Source organism: Escherichia sp. SCLE84 (assembly GCF_012584495.1).
GTDB lineage: Bacteria > Pseudomonadota > Gammaproteobacteria > Enterobacterales > Enterobacteriaceae > ECMA0423.
Genome location: NZ_CP051430.1, coordinates 4,160,848 through 4,186,577, shown reverse-complemented (window position 1 = coordinate 4,186,577; position 25,730 = coordinate 4,160,848). Strand labels below are relative to the sequence as shown.

Genomic DNA, 25,730 nt, shown 5'->3' with positions numbered 1-25,730 from the left:
ATCATGTTTGATTTTGCTTCTTACCATCGCGCAGCAACCCTTGCCGATGCCATCAACCTGCTGGCTGACAACCCGCAGGCCAAACTGCTCGCCGGTGGCACTGACGTACTGATTCAGCTCCACCATCACAATGACCGTTATCGCCATATTGTTGATATTCATAATCTGGCGGAGCTGCGGGGAATTACGCTGGCGGAAGATGGCTCGCTACGTATCGGCTCTGCAACGACATTTACCCAGCTAATAGAAGATCCTATAACTCAACGTCATCTCCCGGCGTTATGTGCTGCGGCCACGTCCATTGCTGGACCGCAGATCCGTAACGTCGCTACCTACGGTGGAAATATTTGCAACGGTGCCACCAGCGCAGATTCTGCCACGCCAACGCTAATTTATGACGCGAAACTGGAGATCCACTCCCCGCGCGGTGTTCGTTTCGTCCCGATTAATGGCTTTCACACCGGGCCGGGCAAAGTGTCTCTTGAGCATGACGAAATCCTCGTCGCCTTTCATTTTCCGCCACAGCCGAAAGAACACGCGGGCAGCGCGCATTTTAAATATGCCATGCGCGACGCAATGGATATTTCAACGATTGGCTGCGCCGCACATTGCCGACTGGATAACGGCAATTTCAGCGAATTACGCCTGGCATTTGGTGTTGCCGCGCCAACGCCGATTCGCTGCCAACATGCCGAACAGACTGCACAAAATGCGCCATTAAACCTGCAAACGCTGGAAGCTATCAGCGAATCTGTCCTGCAAGATGTCGCCCCGCGTTCTTCATGGCGGGCCAGTAAAGAGTTTCGTCTGCATCTCATCCAGACGATGACCAAAAAAGTGATTAGCGAAGCCGTCGCCGCGGCGGGGGGAAAATTGCAATGAATCACAGCGAAACAATTACCATCGAATGCACCATTAACGGGATGCCTTTTCAGCTTCACGCCGCACCAGGCACGCCGCTCTCGGAATTACTCCGCGAACAAGGACTGCTAAGTGTCAAACAAGGGTGCTGCGTGGGTGAATGTGGTGCCTGTACGGTGCTGGTCGACGGCACAGCAATAGACAGTTGCTTATACCTTGCCGCCTGGGCTGAAGGAAAAGAGATCCGCACGCTGGAAGGTGAAGCGAAAGGCGGAAAACTTTCTCATGTTCAGCAGGCTTATGCGAAATCCGGCGCAGTGCAGTGCGGGTTTTGTACGCCTGGCCTGATTATGGCTACCACGGCAATGCTGGCGAAACCACGCGAGAAGCCATTAACCATTACGGAAATTCGTCGCGGACTGGCGGGAAATCTTTGTCGCTGCACGGGGTATCAGATGATTGTAAATACAGTTCTGGATTGCGAGAAAACGAAGTAAAAGGATATCCGGCCTGAATTCAGGCCGGATTCACTGAGGTTATGTGTTTAACAACTCATATTTCTTAATCTTGCGATAGAGCGTAGCAATGCCGATGCCCAGTTCATCAGCAACTTGCTTCTTGCTGTTATGACGTGAAAGCGCCTCGCGGATCATTTGCTTTTCCATCTCCTCCAGCGCCGTGCCGCCCGCATCATCGAGTGACAGGTGCGCCTCACTGACCTCTGTTACATCACTTTGCTCCGTTGTGCCATTATTCAGCAGATTTGGCGGCAATAGCGTGCTGTCGATAACTTCACCTGAAGGAACTACGTTAACCAGATATTCCATCAAATTGCTTAACTCGCGCAGGTTTCCGGGCCAACGATGCTTACGCAATATTTCGACGACATCGGGAGCAATGCCAGGATAAACCGATCCCAGACGACGGGTATGCAGATGTAAAAAGTAATGCACCAATAGTTCAATATCTTCCTGACGTTCACGCAGCGGTGGCAGAGTTATCGGGATAACATTAAGTCGGTAGAAGAGATCTTCGCGGAATTTACCTTCGGCAATGAACTGGGCCAAATTCTGATTAGTTGCAGAAATGATGCGAATGTCGACTTGTATTGGGCTACTGGCACCAATCGGCAGAATTTCACGCGCCTCAATAGCGCGCAGTAATTTAGCCTGCAACATTAATGGCATATCACCTATTTCATCGAGAAACAGCGTGCCCGTATTCGCCGCCTGAATCAACCCTGTTTTACCGTTGGCAGAAGCGCCAGTAAATGCGCCTTTAACATAACCGAACAGTTCGCTTTCCAGAAGCTGCTCCGGAATCGCGGCACAGTTGATAGCAATAAAGGGTTTATTCCGTCTTCCGCTCAACTTATGGATTGCTCGGGCGACGACTTCTTTACCCGTGCCGCTTTCACCAACCACCATAACGCTGGATGGGCTGGGTGCAATACGGCTAATGAGTCGTTTTAATTGCCGCATAACACGGCACTCGCCAACCAATTGTTCAATATGTGGTTCATCAGGTGCATTTGCTACAGAAAAACTGGTATGCGATTGGTGAAATGCCATTAAAAATAATTGTCGGCCCTGAATGTTATGCAATTGACCAATGATTAATTCACTTTTATCGTCCCACGAAACAATATGCTGCATATGTCCATGAGTAAAATTACTCTCAAATGTTAATGGTCTGAAACGGATAGGTTTCCCAATAATATTATTTTGTACAACACCAAGTGTTTTTAAGGCAGTCTGATTAACAAACTGAACCCGACTTTCATCATCAACAACTAATACGCCCTGATCCATATTATCGATCATGGTCGCGAATATTTTACTGATGTTATCTCCTGGCCCCTGATCCTCCAGAAGTTTCGAAACAAAAATGGTGGATATATGGCGAACATAATCAGAAAATTCGCGTAAATTATCACTGATATGCTCTTGTTGCTCGTGGGTAACGGCAATCAAACTTATCACCCCAACACAACGATCCTGTAAAATGACAGGCGTACCCAGAAATGCTTTTTCGCGGCAATTTTCTTTACTATCGCAACCTTCGCAAAGGGGATCGAAGCGAGACTGTGTCACAACTTTTTCAGTTTTCGTTTCCAGGACGTGGCGGAGCAGGCGTGAGTTGCCGCTCAACTGGCGGCCAAGAAACTTCCCATACGCGCCAGTTCCGGCGACGCGACACAAGTTTTCATCAACGATCTCAACCTCAAGCTGCAAAACGCTGGCAAGCATTCTGGCAAAACGCTGAATTGTCGGTTGAATTTGCATCAATACTGACTGCGTAGTAGCAAGCTCCATAGCTTTACCTTCCAGACTTACTTAAAAGTCGATCATTGAAGACGTTGATGGTTCACAGATCATGATGATATTAACTCAGGCGAAATTGGCTTTGATAAAAACATAAGATTTTTATCACTTTCTAATGAAATTATGGAAGAGATATCACATTTCTATATCAATATGAGAATTACGGCGGTGAGTTTATCAAACTGAAGAGAGATAGCCTGTCCCTTTATCTTATTTCTGATACTTAGCAGTAAATAAATAACGCGATAAGAAAAGCCAATCGTTTTCGTATTTTACAAACAACCCGAAGCTGGCATCAATTTGTGATCAACCCCACACATTATCCGTCAAATTAGTCTTTTACAGCCCCGTGGATAATTCTGGCACACTTATTGTTAGTCCCAGGTATAGCTGTGAAAACACCAATCACTTTGGCAAGTCACAGTGAAATAAACCACTTTGCCTGTCATTCCACTACCGGGACTTTATGATGAAAACTGTTAATGAGCTGATTAAGGATATCAATTCGCTGACCTCTCACCTTCACGAGAAAGATTTTTTGTTAACGTGGGAACAGACGCCAGATGAACTGAAACAAGTACTGGACGTTGCCGCAGCATTAAAAGCACTGCGTGCTGAAAACATCTCAACCAAAGTCTTTAATAGTGGATTAGGTATTTCCGTATTCCGCGACAACTCCACTCGTACCCGCTTCTCTTATGCTTCCGCGCTTAACCTGCTCGGCCTTGCACAACAAGATCTCGACGAAGGCAAATCACAAATCGCTCACGGCGAAACCGTGCGTGAAACCGCCAATATGATCTCCTTCTGCGCCGACGCTATTGGTATTCGCGACGATATGTATCTGGGCGCAGGCAACGCCTATATGCGTGAAGTTGGCGCTGCACTTGATGACGGTTACAAGCAGGGTGTACTGCCACAGCGTCCGGCTTTAGTGAACCTGCAATGCGATATTGACCACCCGACTCAGTCAATGGCTGACCTCGCGTGGTTACGTGAACACTTTGGTTCACTGGAAAACCTGAAAGGTAAAAAAATCGCCATGACCTGGGCCTACTCTCCAAGCTATGGCAAACCGCTCTCTGTACCACAAGGCATCATCGGTCTGATGACTCGCTTCGGTATGGATGTCACCCTGGCCCATCCGGAAGGCTACGACCTGATCCCGGATGTAGTAGAAGTCGCGAAAAACAATGCTAAAGCATCTGGCGGTAGCTTCCGTCAGGTCACCAGCATGGAAGAAGCATTCAAAGATGCAGACATCGTTTATCCGAAGTCATGGGCACCTTACAAAGTGATGGAACAGCGTACCGAATTGCTGCGCGCTAACGATCACGAAGGCTTAAAAGCACTGGAAAAACAGTGTCTGGCACAGAACGCGCAACACAAAGACTGGCATTGTACTGAAGAGATGATGGAACTGACCCGTGATGGCGAAGCCCTGTACATGCACTGCCTGCCAGCTGATATCAGCGGCGTATCCTGCAAAGAAGGGGAAGTGACTGAAGGCGTATTCGAAAAATACCGTATCGCTACCTACAAAGAAGCCAGCTGGAAGCCTTATATCATCGCCGCGATGATCCTGTCCCGTAAATACGCCAAACCAGGTGCACTGCTCGAGCAACTGCTGAAAGAAGCGCAAGAACGCGTGAAATAACCCCTCGGGCCGATCAGCTGGTCGGCCCTCTATTTCCAGAGGCCAAAAGGATAGGATATGTCCGTTTTCTCATTGAAGATTGATATCGCCGATAACAAATTTTTCAACGGCGAAACATCACCGCTCTTTTCGCAAAGCCAGGCCAAACTGGCGCGCCAGCTCCACCAGAAAATAGCTGGTTATCGCCCAACACCGCTTTGTGCGCTGGACGATCTCGCAAACCTTTTTGGTGTGAAGAAAATTCTCGTCAAAGACGAATCAAAACGATTCGGTCTGAACGCCTTCAAAATGCTTGGCGGTGCGTACGCCATCGCTCAATTATTGTGTGAAAAATATCATCTTGATATCGAAACGCTGTCATTTGAGCACCTGAAAAATGCCATCGGCGAAAAAATGACTTTCGCGACCACCACCGACGGCAACCACGGGCGCGGTGTGGCGTGGGCAGCACAGCAACTCGGACAGAATGCGGTGATTTACATGCCGAAAGGTTCTGCTCAGGAACGCGTTGACGCCATTCTGAACCTCGGTGCCGAGTGCATCGTCACGGATATGAACTATGACGATACCGTTCGCCTGACCATGCAACACGCGCAGCAGCACGGCTGGGAAGTGGTACAGGACACGGCATGGGAAGGTTACACCAAAATCCCAACCTGGATCATGCAAGGCTACGCAACCCTGGCAGATGAAGCCGTCGAGCAAATGCGTGAAATGGGCGTAACCCCGACGCACGTTCTGCTGCAAGCCGGTGTCGGAGCAATGGCCGGTGGTGTGCTGGGTTATCTGGTCGACGTCTACAGCCCGCAAAATCTGCACAGCATTATTGTTGAACCTGACAAAGCTGACTGTATTTATCGCTCCGGCGTCAAAGGCGACATCGTCAACGTTGGCGGTGATATGGCCACCATCATGGCGGGCCTGGCCTGTGGCGAACCTAACCCGCTGGGCTGGGAAATCCTACGTAACTGCGCCACCCAATTCATCTCCTGCCAGGACAGCGTTGCCGCATTAGGTATGCGCGTGCTGGGTAATCCGTACGGCAACGACCCGCGCATCATCTCCGGTGAATCCGGCGCTGTCGGTTTGGGCGTTCTCGCAGCGGTTCATTATCACCCGCAACGTCAAAGCCTGATGGAAAAACTGGCGCTGAACAAAGATGCCGTGGTGCTGGTTATCAGCACTGAAGGCGACACCGACGTGAAGCACTACCGCGAAGTTGTCTGGGAAGGCAAACACGCTGTAGCACCTTAATCACCCTATTGGAACTACTCCCTGCAAAACGGGGAGTAAAAAATCTGGAGAAAAATAATGGCTAAGAATATTCCATTCAAACTGATTCTTGAAAAAGCAAAAGATTACCAGGCGGACATGACTCGCTTCCTGCGCGACATGGTTGCTATTCCCAGTGAAAGCTGCGACGAAAAACGCGTAGTACATCGTATTAAAGAAGAGATGGAAAAAGTCGGCTTCGATAAAGTTGAAATCGACCCGATGGGCAACGTTCTCGGTTATATCGGCCACGGCCCGCGTCTGGTGGCAATGGACGCTCATATCGATACCGTCGGCATTGGCAACATCAAAAACTGGGACTTCGATCCGTACGAAGGCATGGAAACTGATGAGCTGATCGGTGGTCGCGGTACTTCCGACCAGGAAGGCGGCATGGCATCTATGGTTTATGCCGGTAAAATCATTAAAGACCTCGGTCTGGAAGATGAATATACCCTGCTGGTTACCGGTACTGTGCAGGAAGAAGACTGCGACGGTCTGTGCTGGCAGTACATTATTGAACAATCCGGCATTCGCCCGGAATTTGTGGTCAGTACCGAACCAACCGACTGCCAGGTATACCGTGGTCAGCGCGGTCGTATGGAAATTCGTATTGATGTTCAGGGTGTTAGCTGCCACGGTTCTGCGCCAGAACGCGGTGACAACGCCATTTTCAAAATGGGTCCGATTCTTGGCGAATTACAAGAACTCTCCCAACGTCTGGGTTATGACGAATTCCTCGGCAAAGGCACCCTCACCGTTTCTGAAATCTTCTTCACATCCCCAAGCCGTTGCGCTGTAGCAGATAGCTGCGCCGTCTCTATTGACCGCCGTCTGACCTGGGGCGAAACCTGGGAAGGCGCGCTGGACGAAATCCGCGCCCTGCCTGCAGTACAGAAAGCTAACGCGGTTGTTTCTATGTACAACTACGACCGTCCGTCCTGGACTGGCCTGGTTTACCCAACCGAATGCTACTTCCCGACCTGGAAAGTGGAAGAAGATCACTTCACCGTTAAAGCACTGGTGAATGCCTACGAAGGGCTGTTTGGCAAAGCGCCGGTTGTTGATAAGTGGACCTTCTCAACTAACGGCGTATCTATCATGGGCCGTCACGGCATTCCGGTGATCGGCTTTGGCCCGGGTAAAGAACCTGAAGCGCATGCACCTAACGAAAAAACCTGGAAATCTCACCTGGTGACCTGTGCCGCGATGTACGCTGCAATCCCGTTAAGCTGGCTGGCAACAGAGTAATTACTCTTCACTTATTCCCCTCCGGTTCGCCGGAGGGTTTTTGGAGTTTGCTATGCGCGTATTGATCAAAAACGGCACTGTCGTTAACGCAGATGGACAAGCCAAACAGGATTTGCTGATTGAAAGCGGGATTGTTCGCCAGTTGGGCAACAATATTTCGCCGCAGCTCCCGTATGAAGAAATTGATGCCACTGGCTGTTACGTTTTCCCTGGCGGCGTGGATGTCCATACGCATTTCAATATTGATGTCGGCATCGCGCGCAGTTGTGATGATTTTTTTACCGGTACCCGCGCAGCTGCGTGTGGCGGTACAACAACCATTATTGACCATATGGGATTTGGCCCAAACGGCTGTCGGTTACGCCATCAACTGGAGGTTTATCGTGGTTATGCCGCCCATAAAGCGGTCATCGATTACAGCTTTCACGGTGTGATCCAGCACATTAATCACGCAATCCTCGACGAAATCCCGATGATGGTCGAGGAAGGACTGAGCAGTTTTAAACTCTATTTAACCTATCAATACAAACTCAACGATGACGAGGTTTTGCAGGCATTACGCCGTCTGCATGAATCCGGCGCGCTGACCACCGTGCACCCGGAAAATGATGCGGCTATCGCCAGCAAGCGGGCGGAATTTATCGCCGCAGGGTTAACCGCGCCGCGCTATCATGCCTTGAGTCGCCCTCTGGAATGCGAAGCGGAAGCCATCGCCCGCATGATTAACCTGGCACAAATTGCCGGTAACGCCCCGCTCTATATCGTGCACCTGTCTAACGGCTTAGGTCTGGATTATCTGCGTCTTGCCCGTGCGAATCACCAGCCAGTCTGGGTTGAAACCTGCCCACAATATCTCCTGTTGGACGAACGCAGTTACGATACAGAAGACGGCATGAAGTTCATTCTTAGCCCACCGCTGCGTAACGTACGCGAGCAGGACAAACTGTGGTGTGGCATCAGCGATGGTGCGATTGACGTGGTGGCGACCGATCACTGCACCTTCTCGATGGCTCAACGCCTGCAAATTTCTAAAGGCGATTTCAGTCGCTGCCCAAATGGCTTACCCGGTGTGGAAAACCGCATGCAGTTACTGTTTTCCAGTGGCGTGATGACGGGACGTATAACACCGGAACGCTTTGTTGAATTAACCAGCGCAATGCCCGCCAGGCTGTTTGGCCTGTGGCCGCAAAAAGGATTATTAGCGCCCGGTTCCGATGGCGACGTGGTGATTATCGACCCACGTCAGAGCCAACAAATTCAGCATCGCCATCTCCACGACAACGCCGACTACTCGCCATGGGAGGGTTTTACCTGTCAGGGCGCGATTGTCAGAACCTTATCCCGTGGTGAAACGATTTTCTGTGACGGCACCTTTACAGGCAAAGCCGGGCGAGGTCGTTTCCTGCGACGCAAACCGTTTGTCCCTCCCGTGCTCTAACCACTGTCAGGGATCTATACACAATCAAGAATGATGAGTGAGGAAAAATGAGTAAGAAAATTGTTCTCGCCCTGGGCGGGAATGCGCTGGGCGATGACCTGGCCGGACAAATGAAAGCGGTAAAAATTACTTCTCAGGCAATTGTTGATTTAATTGCCCAAGGACATGAAGTTATCGTCACTCATGGTAACGGGCCGCAGGTGGGCATGATTAACCAGGCCTTTGAAGCTGCTGCAAAAACTGAAGCGCACTCGCCAATGCTGCCGATGTCTGTCTGCGTTGCCTTAAGCCAGGGTTATATTGGTTACGATCTACAAAACGCCTTAAGAGAAGAACTGCTTTCTCGGGGCATTAATAAACCGGTAGCAACGCTGGTTACTCAGGTCGAAGTCGACGCTAACGATCCGGCATTCCTCAACCCGACCAAGCCGATCGGTTCGTTCTTTACCGAGCAAGAAGCAGAGCAACTGACAAAACAGGGTTACACTCTGAAAGAAGATGCTGGTCGCGGCTATCGCCGTGTTGTTGCCTCGCCAAAACCGGTTGATATTATTGAAAAAGAAACGGTTAAAGCTCTGGTAGATGCAGGCCAGGTGGTGATCACCGTTGGCGGTGGTGGTATTCCTGTTATTCGTGAAGGTAACCATCTGCGTGGTGCCAGCGCGGTTATCGATAAAGACTGGGCCAGCGCCCGTTTAGCAGAAATGATTGATGCCGATATGCTGATCATTCTGACTGCGGTAGAAAAAGTGGCCATTAACTTCGGTAAAGAGAATGAACAGTGGCTCGATCGCCTGTCATTAAGTGATGCTGAACGCTTTATCGAAGAAGGTCATTTTGCGAAAGGTTCTATGCTGCCTAAAGTGGAAGCTGCCGCCTCGTTTGCTCGCTCTCGCGCAGGTCGTGAAGCACTGATTACCGTATTGAGCAAAGCGAAAGAAGGGATTGAAGGCAAAACCGGAACGGTGATTTGTCAGTAATTTTAAGGCCGGGTGGGTAATACCATCCGGCCATTTTCATTTAAGCCACTTCCAGCACTTCTTTTGTCGCTTTCACGCCCTGATGCATCAACATCATTAACGCCTCAAGTACGCCGCCGCCAATCGCCCGGGCTTTATCAGAAACGCTGGAGAAATCAGCGGTTTCACCACGAGGATCGATATCACCAATTTTAAAACCACCAACCACTGCCAAGCCGTCGTTCAACAAGCCACGCACCATCCCCGTCAACGGTGCTTTAATTTCATGCTCACCAATCCAGGCAATCACATCGCCCTCTTTCACCAGATCGCCTAATTTCACGTTGGATCGCATAATGCCTGCAGCAGGAGCACGGATCACCCGTCGGGTGGTATGCCCCATAATATTGCCAGGAACACCGGTATTCTCCTGCGCACAACCAGAGTAAATCACCTGACCGAGCCAGTGCCCGCGATTTGTTTCAATTACCGCATGACAATCCTTCCCTGCAGTAAAGCCCGGCCCAAGCGCGATTGTTACTGGTGCCATATCTGCCCGCGTTCCCAAATTCTGTTTCGCCAGAATAGCGTCCACCACGCAAAGCGGTTTCAGTTCATCAAGCAATGAACAGGCGGGATCTACCATCACAGGGATGAATCCGCGTTCGGTAAGTTTCATCGCTTCCGCAGAGCTGGTTGCCAGGCGAGCAGTGACGCCTTCGACCGTCATTTCGCCATCGAACACGGCCTGGGCAAACGCCACCGTACAACGAATCACTGTCGGTTTTTCCACTTCCAGCATGATCACTTTAAAACCCGCATGATACAGACGTAGCGCCACACCACTGGCGATATCTCCCGCACCGCGAATCACCACCAGCTGGTGTCCGGAAGGATGAGAAGGTTTCATCATCAGCCCACCCGGCGCGTTATTTTTCACCTGTAATATTTCTGCCAACACGCTGATGGCGATCTCCTGCGGCGTTTCCGCACCTATGTTGTAACCAACGGGCGCATGTAAACGGGCAATATGTTCTTCAGCCACGCCTTTCTCACGCAATTGACGCAGGAAAAGCTGAACCTTGCGGCGACTTGCCAGCAACCCCAACCATGCAATGGGCTGTTCAATGAGTTTGTCGAGGGCTTCACGATCCTGATTATTCGTGGCAATCAGGACAAAATTATCAGGGCGAATATCCAGTGCTTCCACTGCTGCACCAAACGACTCAGCATGGAGAAGCGTGGTTGATGGAGGGAATAGTTCAGGATTGAGGCTTTCGCGATAAATATCGGCAACGGCAATATCAAATCCTAATAGCGCCGCACTCTGGGCTATCGCCCGGTTGACATGCCCCGCGCCAATCAACACCAGACGTGGACGCATACCATGGACGCTGATAAATACTGACATTGCACCTCCACAATCTGACCCGACAGCATCCGCACCGTTACGAGCCATACGTCCATGGAATAATCGCGGCTTACGTTCCTGCAATGCCTGAAGTGACTCTTCAATCACCTTCCGCTCAACCATTCCGCCACCAATTGTACCGACGATAGAACCATCGGCGCGCACTAACATTTGTGCAGAATGGCGGGGAGTCGAGCCTCGGCTATCAACAATTTGCGCCATCGCAAACGGACAATTTTGCTCTTCGAGTTTTGCAGCCTCTGTGAAAATATTCATACCAACCTCAATGGATATCCTTTCAGTAACCCGGAATACCCGGGCCGCTAATTCACAAATCTGCGCGCGATTGCAGGATGTTCTTGTATATCGCCCAGCCAGATTGCCTCTACGTCGTGTTGTTGCAGCGGTTGAAGGAGCTCGCTTTGTGCAATCGCATTCTCACATTGAGAAAAACGGTTAATGAACCAGACTCGCCGACAACCTTGCGGTACGTTTTTAAACGCCCCCTGAGGGTGGCGAACCAGCGCAACGAGATCGCTCAGTTGCAAGGTTGCATCAGGTGTTAACCCGGTAATATCAGCAAACTGCGACCAGCGATGGACATTTTCTGTGCTCACTTTCGCGCCCAAAGTATGTCCTCCCATCACAGCAATCACGCAGCAACTGCTTTTGGGTATGCAAGGTTCGTGCTCATCAGGCGCTTTTAACGGCATTCCACGCGAGCCATCTGCTTCAATGAGAATTACGTCACACTCTGGTCGTTGCACCAGTGCATCAATCGCTTCTGGCGTAAATCCCTGCACTTTTCCCTGGTTCGCTTTCCAGCTGTGAAAACAAAATGAAATGGGGGATGTAAGAGACGCATGAGGAAGCATGGCGGGATCACGACAGAAAACCACGGGCCAGTGAGACGTTGGCATAAACATATGTGTCGTCGTCGTGATTAACACACGCCTGCCGCTAGCCTGGAGCAGTTCTGCCAGCCAAAAAAGCAAGCTGGTTTTCCCCCCAGCACCAACAACAGAAATCACAGTGGGACGTTTCTGCGCACCTAAATCAATGACTAATGCCGATGGGTCAACTATACTTTTCACGAGTCTTTATGACCTCTCTGGGATAAATTATCCCCAACTTAATCCATCAGGAAGTAACGCAATTATCAGGCGTTATTAGCCCCTATAAATAATGGAACCACTATGTCAGCCATCGACTGTATAATTACCGCTGCCGGATTATCATCAAGAATGGGGCAATGGAAAATGATGTTACCCTGGCAACAGGGGACAATTCTTGATACAAGTATCAAAAATGCGTTGCAGTTTTGTAGCCGAATTATTTTAGTCACCGGCTATCGTGGTAATGAACTGCACGAACGTTATGCGAACCAGAGCAATATCACTATTATCCACAACCCAGATTATGCGCAGGGTTTACTAACATCAGTAAAGGCCGCAGTACCCGCAGTGCAAACAGAACATTGTTTTCTCACCCACGGTGACATGCCAACCCTCACCATCGATATTTTTAGAAAAATCTGGTCGTTACGAAATGATGGCGCAATACTGCCACTCCATAATGGCATCCCCGGCCATCCGATTTTAGTGTCAAAACCATGCTTGATGCAGGCAATCCAACGACCCAATGTCACCAATATGCGTCAGGCACTCCTTATGGGAGCTCATTATTCCGTCGAGATAGAAAATGCAGAAATAATTTTAGATATTGATACTCCGGACGACTTTATTACAGCGCAAAAAAGGTATACTAAAATTTAGAAAATGTAGTTAAACGATTGCGTTCAAATATTTAATCTCTCCAGCACTCTTTATCATAATGATAAGGAATCACTGATTTTGAGAAAAGAGAAAAAGTGATAAATGGGCTGACAATAATAATTTTCAGGAGTGATTTTAATTCTCATTTGGCACCTGTGAGTTCATTCACAAAAAGCCTTTAAGTTTCGAGCCGCCTCACATTTTTTTATATTTCCCGCCAAACCTGGCAAGAGTGGTGCGATTGTTGCTCTATCCCCCTAAACCACCGGATTTCTCAACACCGGTCACTCAATGATATCTGTATAAGCTAAGGAGAGGGTTATGGGGGATATTATGCGTCCCATTCCGTTTGAGGAACTTTTGACGCGCATATTTGATGAATACCAACAACAACGCTCAATCTTTGGTATTCCCGAGCAACAGTTTTACTCACCTGTAAAAGGTAAAACTGTTAGCGTCTTCGGTGAAACCTGTGCCACTCCCGTCGGCCCTGCCGCTGGCCCGCACACGCAGCTCGCGCAAAATATTGTCACTTCCTGGCTGACTGGCGGACGCTTCATCGAACTAAAAACCGTCCAAATTCTTGACCGCCTGGAGCTGGAAAAGCCCTGTATCGATGCCGAAGACGAGTGCTTTAACACCGAATGGTCTACCGAATTTACCCTGCTTAAAGCCTGGGATGAATACCTCAAAGCCTGGTTTGCCCTGCACCTTCTCGAAGCGATGTTCCAGCCTTCTGATTCCGGTAAATCGTTCATCTTTAATATGAGCGTCGGTTACAACCTCGAAGGTATTAAGCAACCGCCAATGCAACAGTTCATCGACAATATGATGGACGCATCTGACCATCCGAAATTCGCGCAATATCGCGATACGCTGAATAAATTACTCCAGGATGACGCATTTTTAGCCCGCCACGGATTGCAGGAAAAACGCGAAAGCTTGCAAGCCTTACCCGCTCGCATCCCCACCAGTATGGTGCAGGGCGTCACCCTCTCCACCATGCACGGCTGTCCTCCGCATGAAATCGAAGCCATTTGCCGCTACATGCTGGAAGAAAAAGGGCTCAACACCTTTGTGAAACTTAACCCGACCTTACTGGGATACGCGCGTGTTCGTGAGATCCTCGATGTCTGCGGTTTCGGTTACATAGGCTTAAAAGAAGAGTCATTTGATCACGACCTCAAGCTGACGCAAGCACTGGAAATGCTGGAACGCCTGATGGCACTGGCAAAAGAAAAATCACTCGGCTTTGGCGTAAAACTGACTAACACTCTCGGCACCATCAACAATAAAGGCGCACTGCCTGGTGAAGAGATGTATATGTCAGGCCGTGCGCTGTTCCCGCTCTCCATCAATGTTGCAGCAGTTCTCTCTCGCGCCTTTGACGGCAAACTGCCCATTTCTTATTCCGGTGGTGCCAGTCAGCTGACTATCCGCGATATTTTTGATACAGGTATTCGCCCTATTACTATGGCAACCGACCTGCTGAAACCTGGCGGCTATTTGCGCTTAAGTGCCTGCATGCGCGAGCTGGAAGGCTCCGACGCCTGGGGACTTGACCATGTTGACGTCGAACGACTGAACAGACTGGCAGCAGATGCGTTAACCATGGAATACACCCAGAAACACTGGAAGCCAGAAGAGCGTATTGAAGTGGCAGAAGACCTGCCGCTGACCGATTGCTACGTTGCCCCCTGTGTTACTGCCTGCGCTATCAAGCAAGATATTCCGGAATACATCCGTCTGCTTGGCGAACACCGCTATGCCGACGCGCTGGAACTCATCTACCAACGCAACGCTCTGCCCGCCATTACCGGTCATATTTGCGATCACCAGTGCCAATACAACTGTACCCGCCTGGATTACGACAGTGCGCTGAATATCCGCGAACTGAAAAAAGTCGCGCTGGAAAAAGGTTGGGATGAATATAAGCAACGCTGGCACAAACCAGCCGGTTCTGGTTCACGCCATCCGGTTGCCGTGATTGGTGCAGGTCCGGCGGGTCTGGCAGCAGGTTACTTCCTTGCCAGAGCGGGCCATCCGGTTACGCTGTTTGAACGCGAAGCCAATGCGGGCGGCGTGGTGAAAAATATCATTCCTCAGTTCCGAATTCCGGCTGAGTTAATTCAGCACGATATCGATTTTGTTGCCGATCACGGCGTGAAATTTGAGTATGGCTGCTCACCCGATTTGACCGTTGAACAGTTAAAAAATCAGGGCTTCCACTATGTTCTGATTGCCACCGGCACTGATAAAAATAGCGGTGTGAAACTGGCGGGTGACAACCAAAATGTTTGGAAATCACTCCCCTTCCTGCGTGAATACAACAAGGGTACAGCGCTCAAGCTGGGCAAACATGTGGTCGTTGTCGGGGCGGGTAACACCGCAATGGACTGCGCTCGTGCGGCGTTACGCGTTCCAGGCGTAGAAAAAGCAACGATCGTTTACCGTCGTTCACTGCAAGAGATGCCCGCATGGCGCGAAGAGTATGAAGAAGCGTTGCACGACGGCGTGGAGTTCCGTTTCCTGAATAATCCGGAACGTTTCGATGCTGATGGCACCTTAACCTTGCGCGTTATGTCGCTTGGCGAACCCGATGAGAAAGGCCGTCGCCGTCCGGTTGAAACCAACGAAACAGTAACACTGCATGTAGACAGCCTGATCACCGCCATTGGTGAACAGCAGGATACTGAAGCCCTGAATGCGATGGGCGTGCCGCTGGACAAAAACGGCTGGCCAGACGTCGACCACAATGGCGAAACTCGTCTGACTGACGTCTTTATGATCGGCGACGTACAGCGCGGACCATCCTCCATTGTCGCTGCTGTCGGAACCGCGCGTCGGGCGACCGATGCCATCCTTAGTCGGGAAAATATCCGTTCCCACCAGAACGATAAATACTGGAACAACGTCAATCCGGCGGAAATCTATCAACGTAAAGGCGATATCTCTATCACTCTGGTGAACAGTGACGATCGTGACGCGTTTGTCGCCCAGGAAGCCGCTCGCTGCCTCGAATGTAACTACGTTTGCAGCAAGTGTGTGGATGTCTGCCCGAACCGCGCCAACGTCTCCATTGCGGTCCCAGGCTTCCAGAATAGATTCCAGACGCTGCACCTCGACGCTTACTGTAACGAATGCGGCAACTGCGCTCAGTTCTGTCCGTGGAACGGTAAACCATACAAAGACAAAATCACCGTTTTCAGCCTGGCGCAAGACTTTGATAACAGCAGCAACCCAGGCTTCCTTGTGGAAGATTGCCGGGTACGAGTACGACTGAATAACCAAAGCTGGGTGTTAAACATCGACAGCGAAGGTCAGTTCAACAACGTACCACCGGAGCTGAACGATATGTGCCGCATCATCAGCCATGTCCACCAGCATCATCATTATCTGCTGGGCCGCGTGGAGGTGTAATCATGTTGATTCTGAAGAATGTCACCGCAGTGCAGTTACACCCGGCGAAAGTGCAGGAAGGCGTTGATATCGCTATCGAAAATGATGTGATTGTCGCTATCGGCGATGCCCTGACGCAACGCTACCCCGATGCCAGCTACAAAGAGATGCATGGTCGGATTGTGATGCCGGGAATTGTCTGCTCGCACAACCATTTTTACTCGGGGCTTTCCCGCGGAATTATGGCAAACATCGCCCCCTGCCCGGATTTCATCTCAACGCTGAAAAATCTCTGGTGGCGGCTCGATCGCGCCCTTGATGAAGAGTCGCTCTATTACAGCGGGCTGATTTGTTCCCTGGAAGCGATTAAGAGCGGATGTACATCGGTTATCGATCACCATGCCTCTCCGGCGTATATCGGCGGGTCGCTCTCCACATTGCGCGACGCATTTTTAAAAGTTGGCCTGCGCGCGATGACCTGTTTTGAAACTACTGACCGTAACAACGGCATCAAAGAGTTGCAGGAAGGTGTAGAAGAAAACATCCGCTTCGCCCGTCAGATTGATGAGGCGAAGAAAGCAGCAACCGAGCCGTATCTGGTGGAAGCACATATCGGTGCTCACGCGCCGTTTACCGTGCCAGATGCCGGTCTGGAGATGCTACGTGAAGCCGTGAAAGCCACAGGCCGTGGTTTGCATATTCACGCTGCGGAAGACCTTTACGACGTTTCCTACAGTCACTACTGGTACGGCAAAGACCTGCTGGCACGACTGGCGCAATTCGATCTCATCGATAGCAAAACGCTGGTCGCTCATGGGCTGTACTTGTCGAAAGATGACATCGCCCTACTCAATCAGCGCGATGCGTTCCTGGTGCATAACGCCCGTTCAAACATGAACAACCATGTCGGCTACAACCATCACCTTAGCGACATCCGCAATCTGGCGTTGGGAACGGACGGCATTGGTTCGGACATGTTTGAAGAGATGAAATTTGCCTTCTTTAAACATCGCGATGCGGGTGGTCCGCTGTGGCCTGACAGTTTTGCCAAAGCCCTGACTAACGGTAACGAACTGATGAGCCGCAACTTTGGCGCGAAATTTGGACTTCTGGAAGCCGGTTACAAAGCTGATTTAACCATTTGCGATTACAACTCACCGACGCCGCTGCTGGCAGACAATATCGCCGGGCATATCGCTTTCGGTATGGGCTCAGGCAGCGTTCACAGCGTGATGGTCAATGGTGTGATGGTCTATGAAGACCGTCAGTTTAACTTCGATTGCGATTCCATTTATGCACAAGCCAGAAAAGCCGCTGCCAGTATGTGGCGTCGGATGGATGCGCTGGCATAAATGACAGATGCCCTCTTCCCGCAGGGAAGAGGGTTAAATAAGGAAAGAAGATGATTGAACAATTTTTCAGGCCCGACTCTGTCGAACAGGCGCTGGAACTGAAGCGCCGCTACCAGGATGAAGCCGTCTGGTTCGCCGGGGGCAGCAAACTCAATGCTACACCAACCCGTACCGATAAAAAGATTGCCATTTCCTTACAGGATCTGGAACTGGACTGGGTTGACTGGGATAACGGTGCACTGCGGATTGGCGCAATGTCTCGCTTGCAGCCACTGCGTGATGCGCGATTTATTCCTGCAGCGCTGCGTGAAGCCCTCGGTTTTGTTTACTCACGCCATGTTCGTAATCAGTCGACCATTGGTGGTGAAATCGCCGCCCGCCAGGAAGAGTCGGTGCTGCTTCCCGTCCTGTTGGCACTGGATGCTGAACTGGTTTTTGGCAACGGCGAAACGCTGTCAATCGAGGACTACCTGGCCTGCCCATGCGATCGCCTGCTAACCGAAATTATCATTAAAGATCCGTATCGCACCTGTGCGACCCGCAAAATTAGCCGTTCTCAGGCAGGTTTAACCGTCGTGACGGCAGCCGTTGCAATGACAGACCACGACGGTATGCGAATTGCGCTGGATGGCGTCGCCAGTAAAGCACTGCGTCTGCATGATGTCGAAAAACAAAATCTGGAAGGCAATGCACTTGAACAGGCTGTCGCCAACGCCATTTTCCCGCAGGAAGATTTGCGGGGCAGCGTGGCCTATAAACGCTATATCACGGGAGTTCTGGTAGCCGACCTGTATGCCGACTGCCAACAGGCTGGGGAGGAAGCCGTATGATCATCCACTTTACTTTAAATGGCGCGCCTCAGGAGCTAACCGTTAATCCAGGCGAAAACGTGCAAAAGCTGTTGTTTAACATGGGAATGCACTCTGTACGCAACAGTGATGATGGCTTCGGGTTTGCCGGTTCTGACGCAATAATCTTTAACGGTAATATCGTTAACGCGTCCTTGCTTATTGCCGCACAGTTAGAGAAGGCAGATATTCGTACCGCAGAATCTTTGGGCAAATGGAACGAGTTAAGTCTGGTTCAACAGGCAATGGTTGATGTTGGCGTGGTGCAGTCTGGTTATAACGATCCAGCTGCAGCTCTGATTATCACCGATCTTCTCGATCGCATCGCCGCACCTACCCGCGAAGAGATCGACGACGCGCTTTCTGGTTTGTTCAGCCGCGATGCAGGCTGGCAACAATACTATCAGGTCATTGAACTGGCGGTTGCACGTAAAAATAATCCGCAGGCCACCATTGATATCGCTCCGACTTTCCGTGACGACCTTGAAGTCATTGGCAAGCATTATCCTAAAACTGATGCCGCGAAAATGGTGCAGGCGAAACCCTGCTATGTTGAAGACCGCGTAACGGCTGACGCCTGCGTCATTAAAATGTTACGTAGCCCACACGCTCACGCACTGATTACTCATCTGGATGTCAGCAAAGCTGAAGCCTTACCGGGCGTCGTTCACGTTATTACTCACCTGAATTGCCCGGATATCTACTATACCCCGGGTGGTCAGAGCGCACCGGAACCGTCACCGCTTGACCGCCGTATGTTCGGCAAGAAAATGCGTCACGTCGGCGATCGTGTTGCTGCGGTCGTCGCAGAAAGTGAAGAAATTGCGCTCGAAGCATTGAAGCTCATCGACGTTGAATATGAAGTGCTTAAGCCGGTAATGTCGATCGACGAAGCAATGGCGGAAGATGCGCCTGTCGTGCACGATGAACCGGTGGTGTATGTTGCTGGTGCGCCAGATACTCTGGAAGACGATAACAGCCATGCAGCCCAGCGCGGCGAGCATATGATCATCAACTTCCCGATCGGTTCTCGCCCTCGCAAAAATATCGCCGCCAGTATTCATGGTCATATTGGTGATATGGACAAAGGCTTTGCCGATGCCGATGTGATCATTGAGCGAACCTATAACTCAACGCAGGCACAGCAGTGCCCGACTGAAACACATATCTGCTTTACCCGGATGGACGGCGATCGTCTGGTTATCCACGCCTCCACCCAGGTACCATGGCACTTACGCCGCCAGGTCGCGCGCCTCGTAGGCATGAAACAGCATAAAGTTCATGTCATTAAAGAGCGAGTTGGCGGCGGTTTTGGCTCCAAACAGGACATCCTGCTGGAAGAAGTGTGCGCATGGGCAACCTGCGTGACCGGGCGTCCGGTACTGTTCCGCTACACCCGTGAAGAAGAGTTTATTGCTAACACCTCTCGTCACGTCGCGAAAGTCACCGTCAAACTGGGAGCGAAAAAAGATGGTCGCCTGACGGCAGTGAAGATGGATTTCCGCGCCAACACTGGCCCTTACGGCAACCACTCACTCACCGTACCGTGTAACGGACCGGCGCTGTCGCTGCCGTTATATCCGTGCGATAACGTCGATTTCCAGGTCACCACCTACTACAGCAACATTTGCCCAAATGGTGCTTATCAGGGTTATGGCGCACCGAAAGGTAACTTCGCTATCACCATGGCATTAGCGGAACTGGCTGAACAGTTACAGATCGACCAACTGGAAATTATCGAACGTAACCGGGTACACGAAGGGCAAGAGCTGAAAATTCTCGGTGCAATCGGTGAAGGTAAAGCGCCGACCTCCGTTCCTTCCGCCGCCAGCTGCGCACTGGAAGAGATCCTGCGTCAGGGTCGCGAGATGATCCAATGGTCTTCACCGAAACCGCAAAATAGTGACTGGCACATCGGTCGCGGCGTCGCCATTATCATGCAGAAATCGGGTATCCCGGATATCGATCAGGCTAACTGCATGATCAAACTGGAATCGGACGGCACCTTTATCGTTCATTCTGGCGGTGCGGATATTGGTACTGGTCTGGATACTGTAGTGACGAAACTGGCAGCAGAAGTGCTGCACTGCCCACCGCAGGACGTGCATGTTATCTCCGGTGATACCGATCATGCGTTGTTTGATAAAGGCGCATATGCCTCGTCCGGTACTTGCTTCTCGGGTAACGCGGCGCGTTTGGCAGCGGAAAATCTGCGGGAGAAAATTCTGTTCCACGGCGCGCAAATGTTGGGTGAGGCAGTGGCAGATGTTCAACTGGCAACGCCGGGCGTCGTGCGCGGCAAGAAAGGCGAAGTCAGCTTCGGGGATATTGCTCATAAAGGCGAAACCGGCACCGGCTTTGGTTCACTGGTGGGAACTGGCAGTTATATCACGCCTGATTTCGCCTTCCCGTATGGCGCAAACTTCGCTGAAGTTGCCGTCAACACGCGTACGGGTGAAATCCGCCTGGATAAATTCTACGCCTTGCTGGACTGCGGTACACCGGTCAACCCGGAATTAGCATTGGGACAAATCTACGGTGCTACCCTGCGAGCTATCGGCCACAGTATGAGCGAAGAGATCATTTATGACGCCGAAGGTCACCCGTTAACGCGTGATTTACGCAGTTACGGCGCACCGAAAATTGGTGACATTCCGCGTGATTTCCGCGCTGTGCTGGTGCCGAGCGACGATAAAGTCGGCCCGTTCGGGGCGAAATCGATCTCGGAAATCGGTGTAAATGGCGCAGCTCCGGCGATTGCTACCGCAATTCACGATGCATGCGGCATCTGGTTACGCGAATGGCATTTCACACCGGAGAAAATACTCACTGCGCTGGAAAAAATATAAATAATAAATGGCCGCTTCGGCGGCCTGTTTCTCTGTTTGGACGATGACTAAATAGTGACTGCGAAAATGAGATAAGCCGTTCTCAAGGCGTCCTGCGCCCCAAATTCGTGGGAATTTATTTTACTAATTCAGATGATCAAATTTACTTTAAAAGAAGTGAAGGGATGTCTGATATAAACAATGCAGGTTCTGACCTTATATTTGAACTGGAGGATCGCCCTCCCTTTCATCAGGCTCTCGTTGGTGCCATTACCCATCTGTTGGCAATTTTCGTTCCGATGGTAACCCCCGCGTTAATCGTGGGGGCGGCCTTACAGCTTTCCGCTGAAACAACTGCCTATCTTGTTTCTATGGCGATGATCGCCTCTGGTATTGGTACCTGGTTACAAGTAAACCGCTACGGCATCGTCGGTTCTGGCCTACTCTCAATTCAGTCAGTCAATTTTTCATTTGTTACGGTCATGATTGCGCTGGGCAGCAGCATGAAAAGCGACGGTTTTCACGAAGAGTTAATCATGTCGTCGCTTCTCGGCGTCTCCTTCGTTGGCGCATTTCTGGTTGTCGGATCTTCATTTATCTTGCCCTATTTACGTCGGGTTATTACGCCTACCGTCAGCGGTATTGTGGTACTGATGATCGGCTTAAGCCTGATTAAAGTCGGCATTATCGATTTTGGTGGAGGATTTGCAGCCAAAAGCAGCGGTACATTCGGCAATTACGAACATCTCGGCGTTGGTTTATTGGTTTTAATTGTGGTGATCGGCTTTAACTGCTGTCGCAGTCCGTTGCTACGCATGGGAGGGATCGCCATTGGGCTATGTGTCGGCTATATCGCATCGTTATGCCTGGGCATGGTGGATTTCAGCAGTATGCGCAATTTGCCGTTAATCACCATCCCGCATCCGTTCAAATACGGCTTTAGTTTTAGCTTCCATCAGTTCCTGGTGGTTGGCACGATTTATCTGCTTAGCGTGCTGGAAGCTGTCGGCGATATCACCGCCACGGCAATGGTTTCCCGCCGACCCATTCAGGGAGAAGAGTATCAGTCCCGACTGAAAGGCGGCGTGCTGGCAGACGGTCTGGTTTCTGTTATCGCCTCCGCTGTCGGGTCATTACCCTTAACCACGTTTGCGCAAAATAATGGGGTTATTCAGATGACTGGCGTCGCTTCACGTTATGTCGGGCGAACCATCGCGGTAATGCTGGTTATCCTCGGTTTGTTTCCGATGATTGGCGGCTTCTTCACGACCATTCCCTCGGCAGTTCTGGGAGGCGCAATGACGTTGATGTTTTCCATGATTGCCATCGCTGGGATTCGCATAATCATCACCAACGGTTTAAAGCGCCGAGAAACACTTATTGTCGCCACTTCTTTAGGTTTAGGACTTGGCGTCTCCTACGATCCCGAAATTTTTAAAATATTGCCAGCCTCTATTTATGTACTAGTTGAAAACCCTATTTGTGCTGGCGGGTTAACTGCGATTTTATTAAATATTATCCTCCCTGGTGGCTACCGACAGGAAAACGTTCTGCCTGGTATTACCTCAGCGGAAGAGATGGATTAACAGTAAAGGAGTCAATGATGTCAGGAGAACACACGTTGAAAGCGGTACGAGGCAGTTTTATTGATGTCACCCGTACGGTCGATAACCCGGAAGAGATTGCCTCTGCGCTGCGGTTTATTGAGGATGGTTTATTACTCATTAAACAGGGAAAAGTGGAATGGTTTGGCGAATGGGAAGACGGAAAGCATCAAATTCCTGACACTATTCGCGTGCGCGACTATCGCGGCAAACTGATAGTACCGGGCTTTGTCGATACACATATCCATTATCCGCAAAGTGAAATGGTGGGGGCCTATGGTGAACAATTGCTGGAGTGGTTGAATAAACACACCTTCCCTACTGAACGTCGTTATGAGGATTTAGAGTACGCCCGCGAAATGTCGGCATTCTTCATCAAGCAGCTTTTACGTAACGGAACCACCACGGCGCTGGTGTTTGGCACTGTTCATCCGCAATCTGTTGATGCGCTGTTTGAAGCCGCCAGTCATATCAATATGCGTATGATTGCCGGTAAGGTGATGATGGACCGCAACGCACCGGATTATCTGCTCGACACTGCCGAAAGCAGCTATCACCAAAGCAAAGAACTGATTGAACGCTGGCACAAAAATGGTCGTCTGCTATATGCGATTACGCCACGCTTCGCCCCGACCTCATCTCCTGAACAGATGGCGATGGCGCAACGCCTGAAAGAAGAATATCCGGATACGTGGGTACATACCCATCTCTGTGAAAACAAAGATGAAATTGCCTGGGTGAAATCGCTTTATCCTGACCATGATGGTTATCTGGATGTTTACCATCAGTACGGCCTGACCGGTAAAAACTGTGTCTTTGCTCACTGCGTCCATCTCGAAGAAAAAGAGTGGGATCGTCTCAGCGAAACCAAATCCAGCATTGCTTTCTGTCCGACCTCCAACCTTTACCTCGGCAGCGGCTTATTCAACTTGAAAAAAGCATGGCAGAAGAAAGTTAAAGTGGGCATGGGAACGGATATCGGTGCCGGAACCACTTTCAACATGCTGCAAACGCTGAACGAAGCCTACAAAGTATTGCAATTACAAGGCTATCGCCTCTCGGCATATGAAGCGTTTTACCTGGCCACGCTCGGCGGAGCGAAATCTCTGGGCCTTGACGATTTGATTGGCAACTTTTTACCTGGCAAAGAGGCTGATTTCGTGGTGATGGAACCCACCGCCACTCCGCTACAGCAGCTGCGCTATGACAACTCTGTTTCTTTAGTCGACAAATTGTTCGTGATGATGACGTTGGGCGATGACCGTTCGATCTACCGCACCTACGTTGATGGTCGTCTGGTGTACGAACGCAACTAATAATAAAACTTTAACATCCTCGTGAGGACATCATTATGTCTGGAGACATCCTACAAACACCGGACGCACCAAAGCCACAGGGCGCGCTGGATAATTATTTTAAAATTACCGCTCGTGGCAGTACCGTTCGTCAGGAAGTACTGGCTGGCTTAACGACCTTTCTGGCCATGGTTTATTCCGTTATCGTCGTTCCGGGAATGCTGGGCAAAGCAGGTTTTCCTCCCGCAGCTGTGTTTGTTGCCACCTGTCTGGTCGCGGGCTTCGGCTCGTTGCTGATGGGGTTGTGGGCCAATTTGCCAATGGCGATTGGTTGTGCGATTTCCTTGACGGCATTTACCGCATTCAGTCTGGTACTCGGGCAACAAATTAGCGTTCCTGTCGCACTGGGCGCGGTCTTTCTGATGGGCGTCATCTTCACCGCTATTTCCGTAACCGGTGTGCGTACCTGGATCTTACGTAATTTACCGATGGGTATCGCTCACGGTACAGGTATCGGTATCGGCCTGTTTCTGCTGCTGATTGCTGCTAACGGTGTGGGTATGGTTATCAAAAACCCGATTGAAGGCTTGCCAGTGGCGCTCGGTGCGTTTACCTCCTTCCCGGTGATGATGAGCTTGCTGGGGCTGGCGGTCATCTTCGGTCTGGAGAAGTGCCGCGTACCCGGCGGGATCTTGTTGGTGATTATCGCAATTTCGATTATCGGCTTAATCTTTGACCCAGCGGTGAAATACCACGGTCTGGTGGCGATGCCAAGTCTGACTGGCGAAGATGGTAAGTCTCTGATTTTCAGCCTCGATATTATGGGCGCACTCCAGCCAACCGTACTTCCGAGTGTACTGGCATTGGTGATGACCGCAGTGTTCGACGCCACTGGCACCATCCGTGCCGTCGCCGGTCAGGCGAATTTGTTGGATAAAGACAACCAGATCATCAATGGCGGCAAAGCCCTGACCAGTGACTCAGTAAGTTCAATATTCTCCGGTCTGGTGGGCGCAGCGCCCGCAGCGGTTTATATCGAATCAGCGGCAGGAACCGCCGCCGGGGGTAAAACAGGGTTGACCGCAACCGTAGTGGGGGCGTTATTCCTGCTGATTCTGTTCTTATCACCGCTGTCATTTTTGATCCCTGGTTACGCCACTGCACCCGCTCTGATGTACGTGGGTTTGCTGATGTTAAGTAACGTCTCGAAGCTGGATTTCAACGATTTTATTGACGCAATGGCTGGCCTGGTGTGTGCCGTGTTCATCGTTCTGACTTGTAATATCGTTACCGGTATTATGCTGGGCTTTGTGACACTGGTCGTAGGCCGTGTCTTTGCTCGCGAATGGCAAAAGTTGAATATTGGTACGGTGATCATTACTGCCGCACTGGTCGCATTTTACGCGGGTGGTTGGGCAATCTAATAGATTCTCCGCGCCTTTCAGCGCGGAGATTT

Annotated in this window: 18 protein-coding genes; 15 read left to right on the top strand and 3 right to left on the bottom strand. The window is 50.6% G+C overall.

Features of this window, described 5'->3' with window-relative positions; all coding sequences use genetic code 11:
- Nucleotides 1-3 precede the first annotated feature (3 nt).
- Together xdhB and xdhC are read left to right on the top strand one after the other, a co-directional pair.
- A complete protein-coding gene (xdhB, locus tag HGD79_RS20285; RefSeq protein ID WP_000459182.1) occupies nucleotides 4-882 on the top strand; it encodes a xanthine dehydrogenase FAD-binding subunit XdhB in 879 nt (292 codons plus the stop codon).
- Nucleotides 879-1,358 carry a xanthine dehydrogenase iron sulfur-binding subunit XdhC gene (xdhC, locus tag HGD79_RS20280; RefSeq protein ID WP_001016605.1) on the top strand — a complete coding sequence of 160 codons (480 nt, stop codon included), beginning with the start codon at nucleotides 879-881 and terminating at the stop codon, nucleotides 1,356-1,358. Before xdhB ends, xdhC begins: the two co-directional genes overlap by 4 nt.
- A gap of 39 nt (nucleotides 1,359-1,397) precedes the next feature.
- On the opposite strand, the gene HGD79_RS20275 is transcribed toward xdhC, so the two are convergent.
- Nucleotides 1,398-3,176: a sigma-54-dependent Fis family transcriptional regulator gene (locus tag HGD79_RS20275; protein ID WP_000417808.1), complete on the bottom strand. Its 1,779-nt coding sequence runs from the start codon at nucleotides 3,174-3,176 to the stop codon at nucleotides 1,398-1,400.
- 478 nt (nucleotides 3,177-3,654) lie between these two features.
- On the opposite strand from HGD79_RS20275, the gene ygeW reads away from it, so the two are divergent.
- Genes ygeW through arcC form a run of 5 tightly spaced genes read left to right on the top strand, consistent with a single transcriptional unit; the run spans nucleotide 3,655 to nucleotide 9,783 of the window.
- The gene (gene ygeW / locus HGD79_RS20270; protein ID WP_001303128.1) at nucleotides 3,655-4,842 is read left to right on the top strand and encodes a knotted carbamoyltransferase YgeW; all 1,188 of its coding nucleotides are present in this window, start codon (nucleotides 3,655-3,657) and stop codon (nucleotides 4,840-4,842) included.
- A 57-nt stretch (nucleotides 4,843-4,899) separates the two neighbouring features.
- Nucleotides 4,900-6,096, top strand: a complete 1,197-nt coding sequence (gene dpaL / locus HGD79_RS20265; RefSeq protein ID WP_168848485.1) for a diaminopropionate ammonia-lyase — start codon at nucleotides 4,900-4,902, stop codon at nucleotides 6,094-6,096.
- A 57-nt stretch (nucleotides 6,097-6,153) separates the two neighbouring features.
- Entirely contained in the window at nucleotides 6,154-7,365 is a 1,212-nt protein-coding gene (locus HGD79_RS20260; protein ID WP_001107125.1) for a YgeY family selenium metabolism-linked hydrolase, read from the top strand.
- Nucleotides 7,366-7,417: 52 nt separating this feature from the next.
- The gene (gene hyuA / locus HGD79_RS20255) at nucleotides 7,418-8,803 is read left to right on the top strand and encodes a D-phenylhydantoinase (protein ID WP_001264452.1); all 1,386 of its coding nucleotides are present in this window, start codon (nucleotides 7,418-7,420) and stop codon (nucleotides 8,801-8,803) included.
- A 47-nt stretch (nucleotides 8,804-8,850) separates the two neighbouring features.
- A complete protein-coding gene (arcC, locus tag HGD79_RS20250) occupies nucleotides 8,851-9,783 on the top strand; it encodes a carbamate kinase (RefSeq protein WP_000037992.1) in 933 nt (310 codons plus the stop codon).
- Between the two features lie 40 nt (nucleotides 9,784-9,823).
- Here the strand turns inward: arcC and yqeB are convergent, their stop codons facing one another.
- The gene (gene yqeB / locus HGD79_RS20245) at nucleotides 9,824-11,449 is read right to left on the bottom strand and encodes a selenium-dependent molybdenum cofactor biosynthesis protein YqeB (protein WP_001020380.1); all 1,626 of its coding nucleotides are present in this window, start codon (nucleotides 11,447-11,449) and stop codon (nucleotides 9,824-9,826) included.
- 47 nt (nucleotides 11,450-11,496) lie between these two features.
- Entirely contained in the window at nucleotides 11,497-12,267 is a 771-nt protein-coding gene (gene yqeC / locus HGD79_RS20240) for a selenium cofactor biosynthesis protein YqeC (protein ID WP_001298920.1), read from the bottom strand.
- Nucleotides 12,268-12,369: 102 nt separating this feature from the next.
- Here yqeC and mocA point away from each other — a divergent pair, with 102 nt between their 5' ends.
- From mocA to ghxQ, 8 genes are all read left to right on the top strand, one after another.
- Nucleotides 12,370-12,948, top strand: a complete 579-nt coding sequence (mocA, locus tag HGD79_RS20235; protein WP_001272856.1) for a molybdenum cofactor cytidylyltransferase — start codon at nucleotides 12,370-12,372, stop codon at nucleotides 12,946-12,948.
- Nucleotides 12,949-13,269: 321 nt separating this feature from the next.
- A complete protein-coding gene (gene ygfK / locus HGD79_RS20230; protein ID WP_000502429.1) occupies nucleotides 13,270-16,368 on the top strand; it encodes a putative selenate reductase subunit YgfK in 3,099 nt (1,032 codons plus the stop codon).
- Nucleotides 16,369-16,370: 2 nt separating this feature from the next.
- Entirely contained in the window at nucleotides 16,371-17,699 is a 1,329-nt protein-coding gene (gene ssnA / locus HGD79_RS20225) for a putative aminohydrolase SsnA (protein WP_168848484.1), read from the top strand.
- A gap of 50 nt (nucleotides 17,700-17,749) precedes the next feature.
- Nucleotides 17,750-18,529: a molybdopterin-dependent oxidoreductase FAD-binding subunit gene (gene ygfM, locus HGD79_RS20220; RefSeq protein WP_000572462.1), complete on the top strand. Its 780-nt coding sequence runs from the start codon at nucleotides 17,750-17,752 to the stop codon at nucleotides 18,527-18,529.
- Nucleotides 18,526-21,396 (top strand): molybdopterin-dependent oxidoreductase Mo/Fe-S-binding subunit, encoded by a 2,871-nt coding sequence (locus tag HGD79_RS20215; RefSeq protein WP_000583618.1) that lies wholly within the window; start codon nucleotides 18,526-18,528, stop codon nucleotides 21,394-21,396. The genes ygfM and HGD79_RS20215 overlap by 4 nt, the downstream gene beginning before the upstream one ends.
- 164 nt (nucleotides 21,397-21,560) lie before the next feature.
- Complete coding sequence (xanQ, locus tag HGD79_RS20210) at nucleotides 21,561-22,961, top strand: xanthine/proton symporter XanQ (protein WP_001280215.1); 1,401 nt, start codon at nucleotides 21,561-21,563, stop codon at nucleotides 22,959-22,961.
- Nucleotides 22,962-22,978: 17 nt separating this feature from the next.
- Nucleotides 22,979-24,295: a guanine deaminase gene (gene guaD / locus HGD79_RS20205; protein ID WP_001295158.1), complete on the top strand. Its 1,317-nt coding sequence runs from the start codon at nucleotides 22,979-22,981 to the stop codon at nucleotides 24,293-24,295.
- Nucleotides 24,296-24,330: 35 nt separating this feature from the next.
- The gene (gene ghxQ, locus HGD79_RS20200) at nucleotides 24,331-25,698 is read left to right on the top strand and encodes a guanine/hypoxanthine transporter GhxQ (protein WP_000012163.1); all 1,368 of its coding nucleotides are present in this window, start codon (nucleotides 24,331-24,333) and stop codon (nucleotides 25,696-25,698) included.
- Nucleotides 25,699-25,730: the final 32 nt, after the last annotated feature.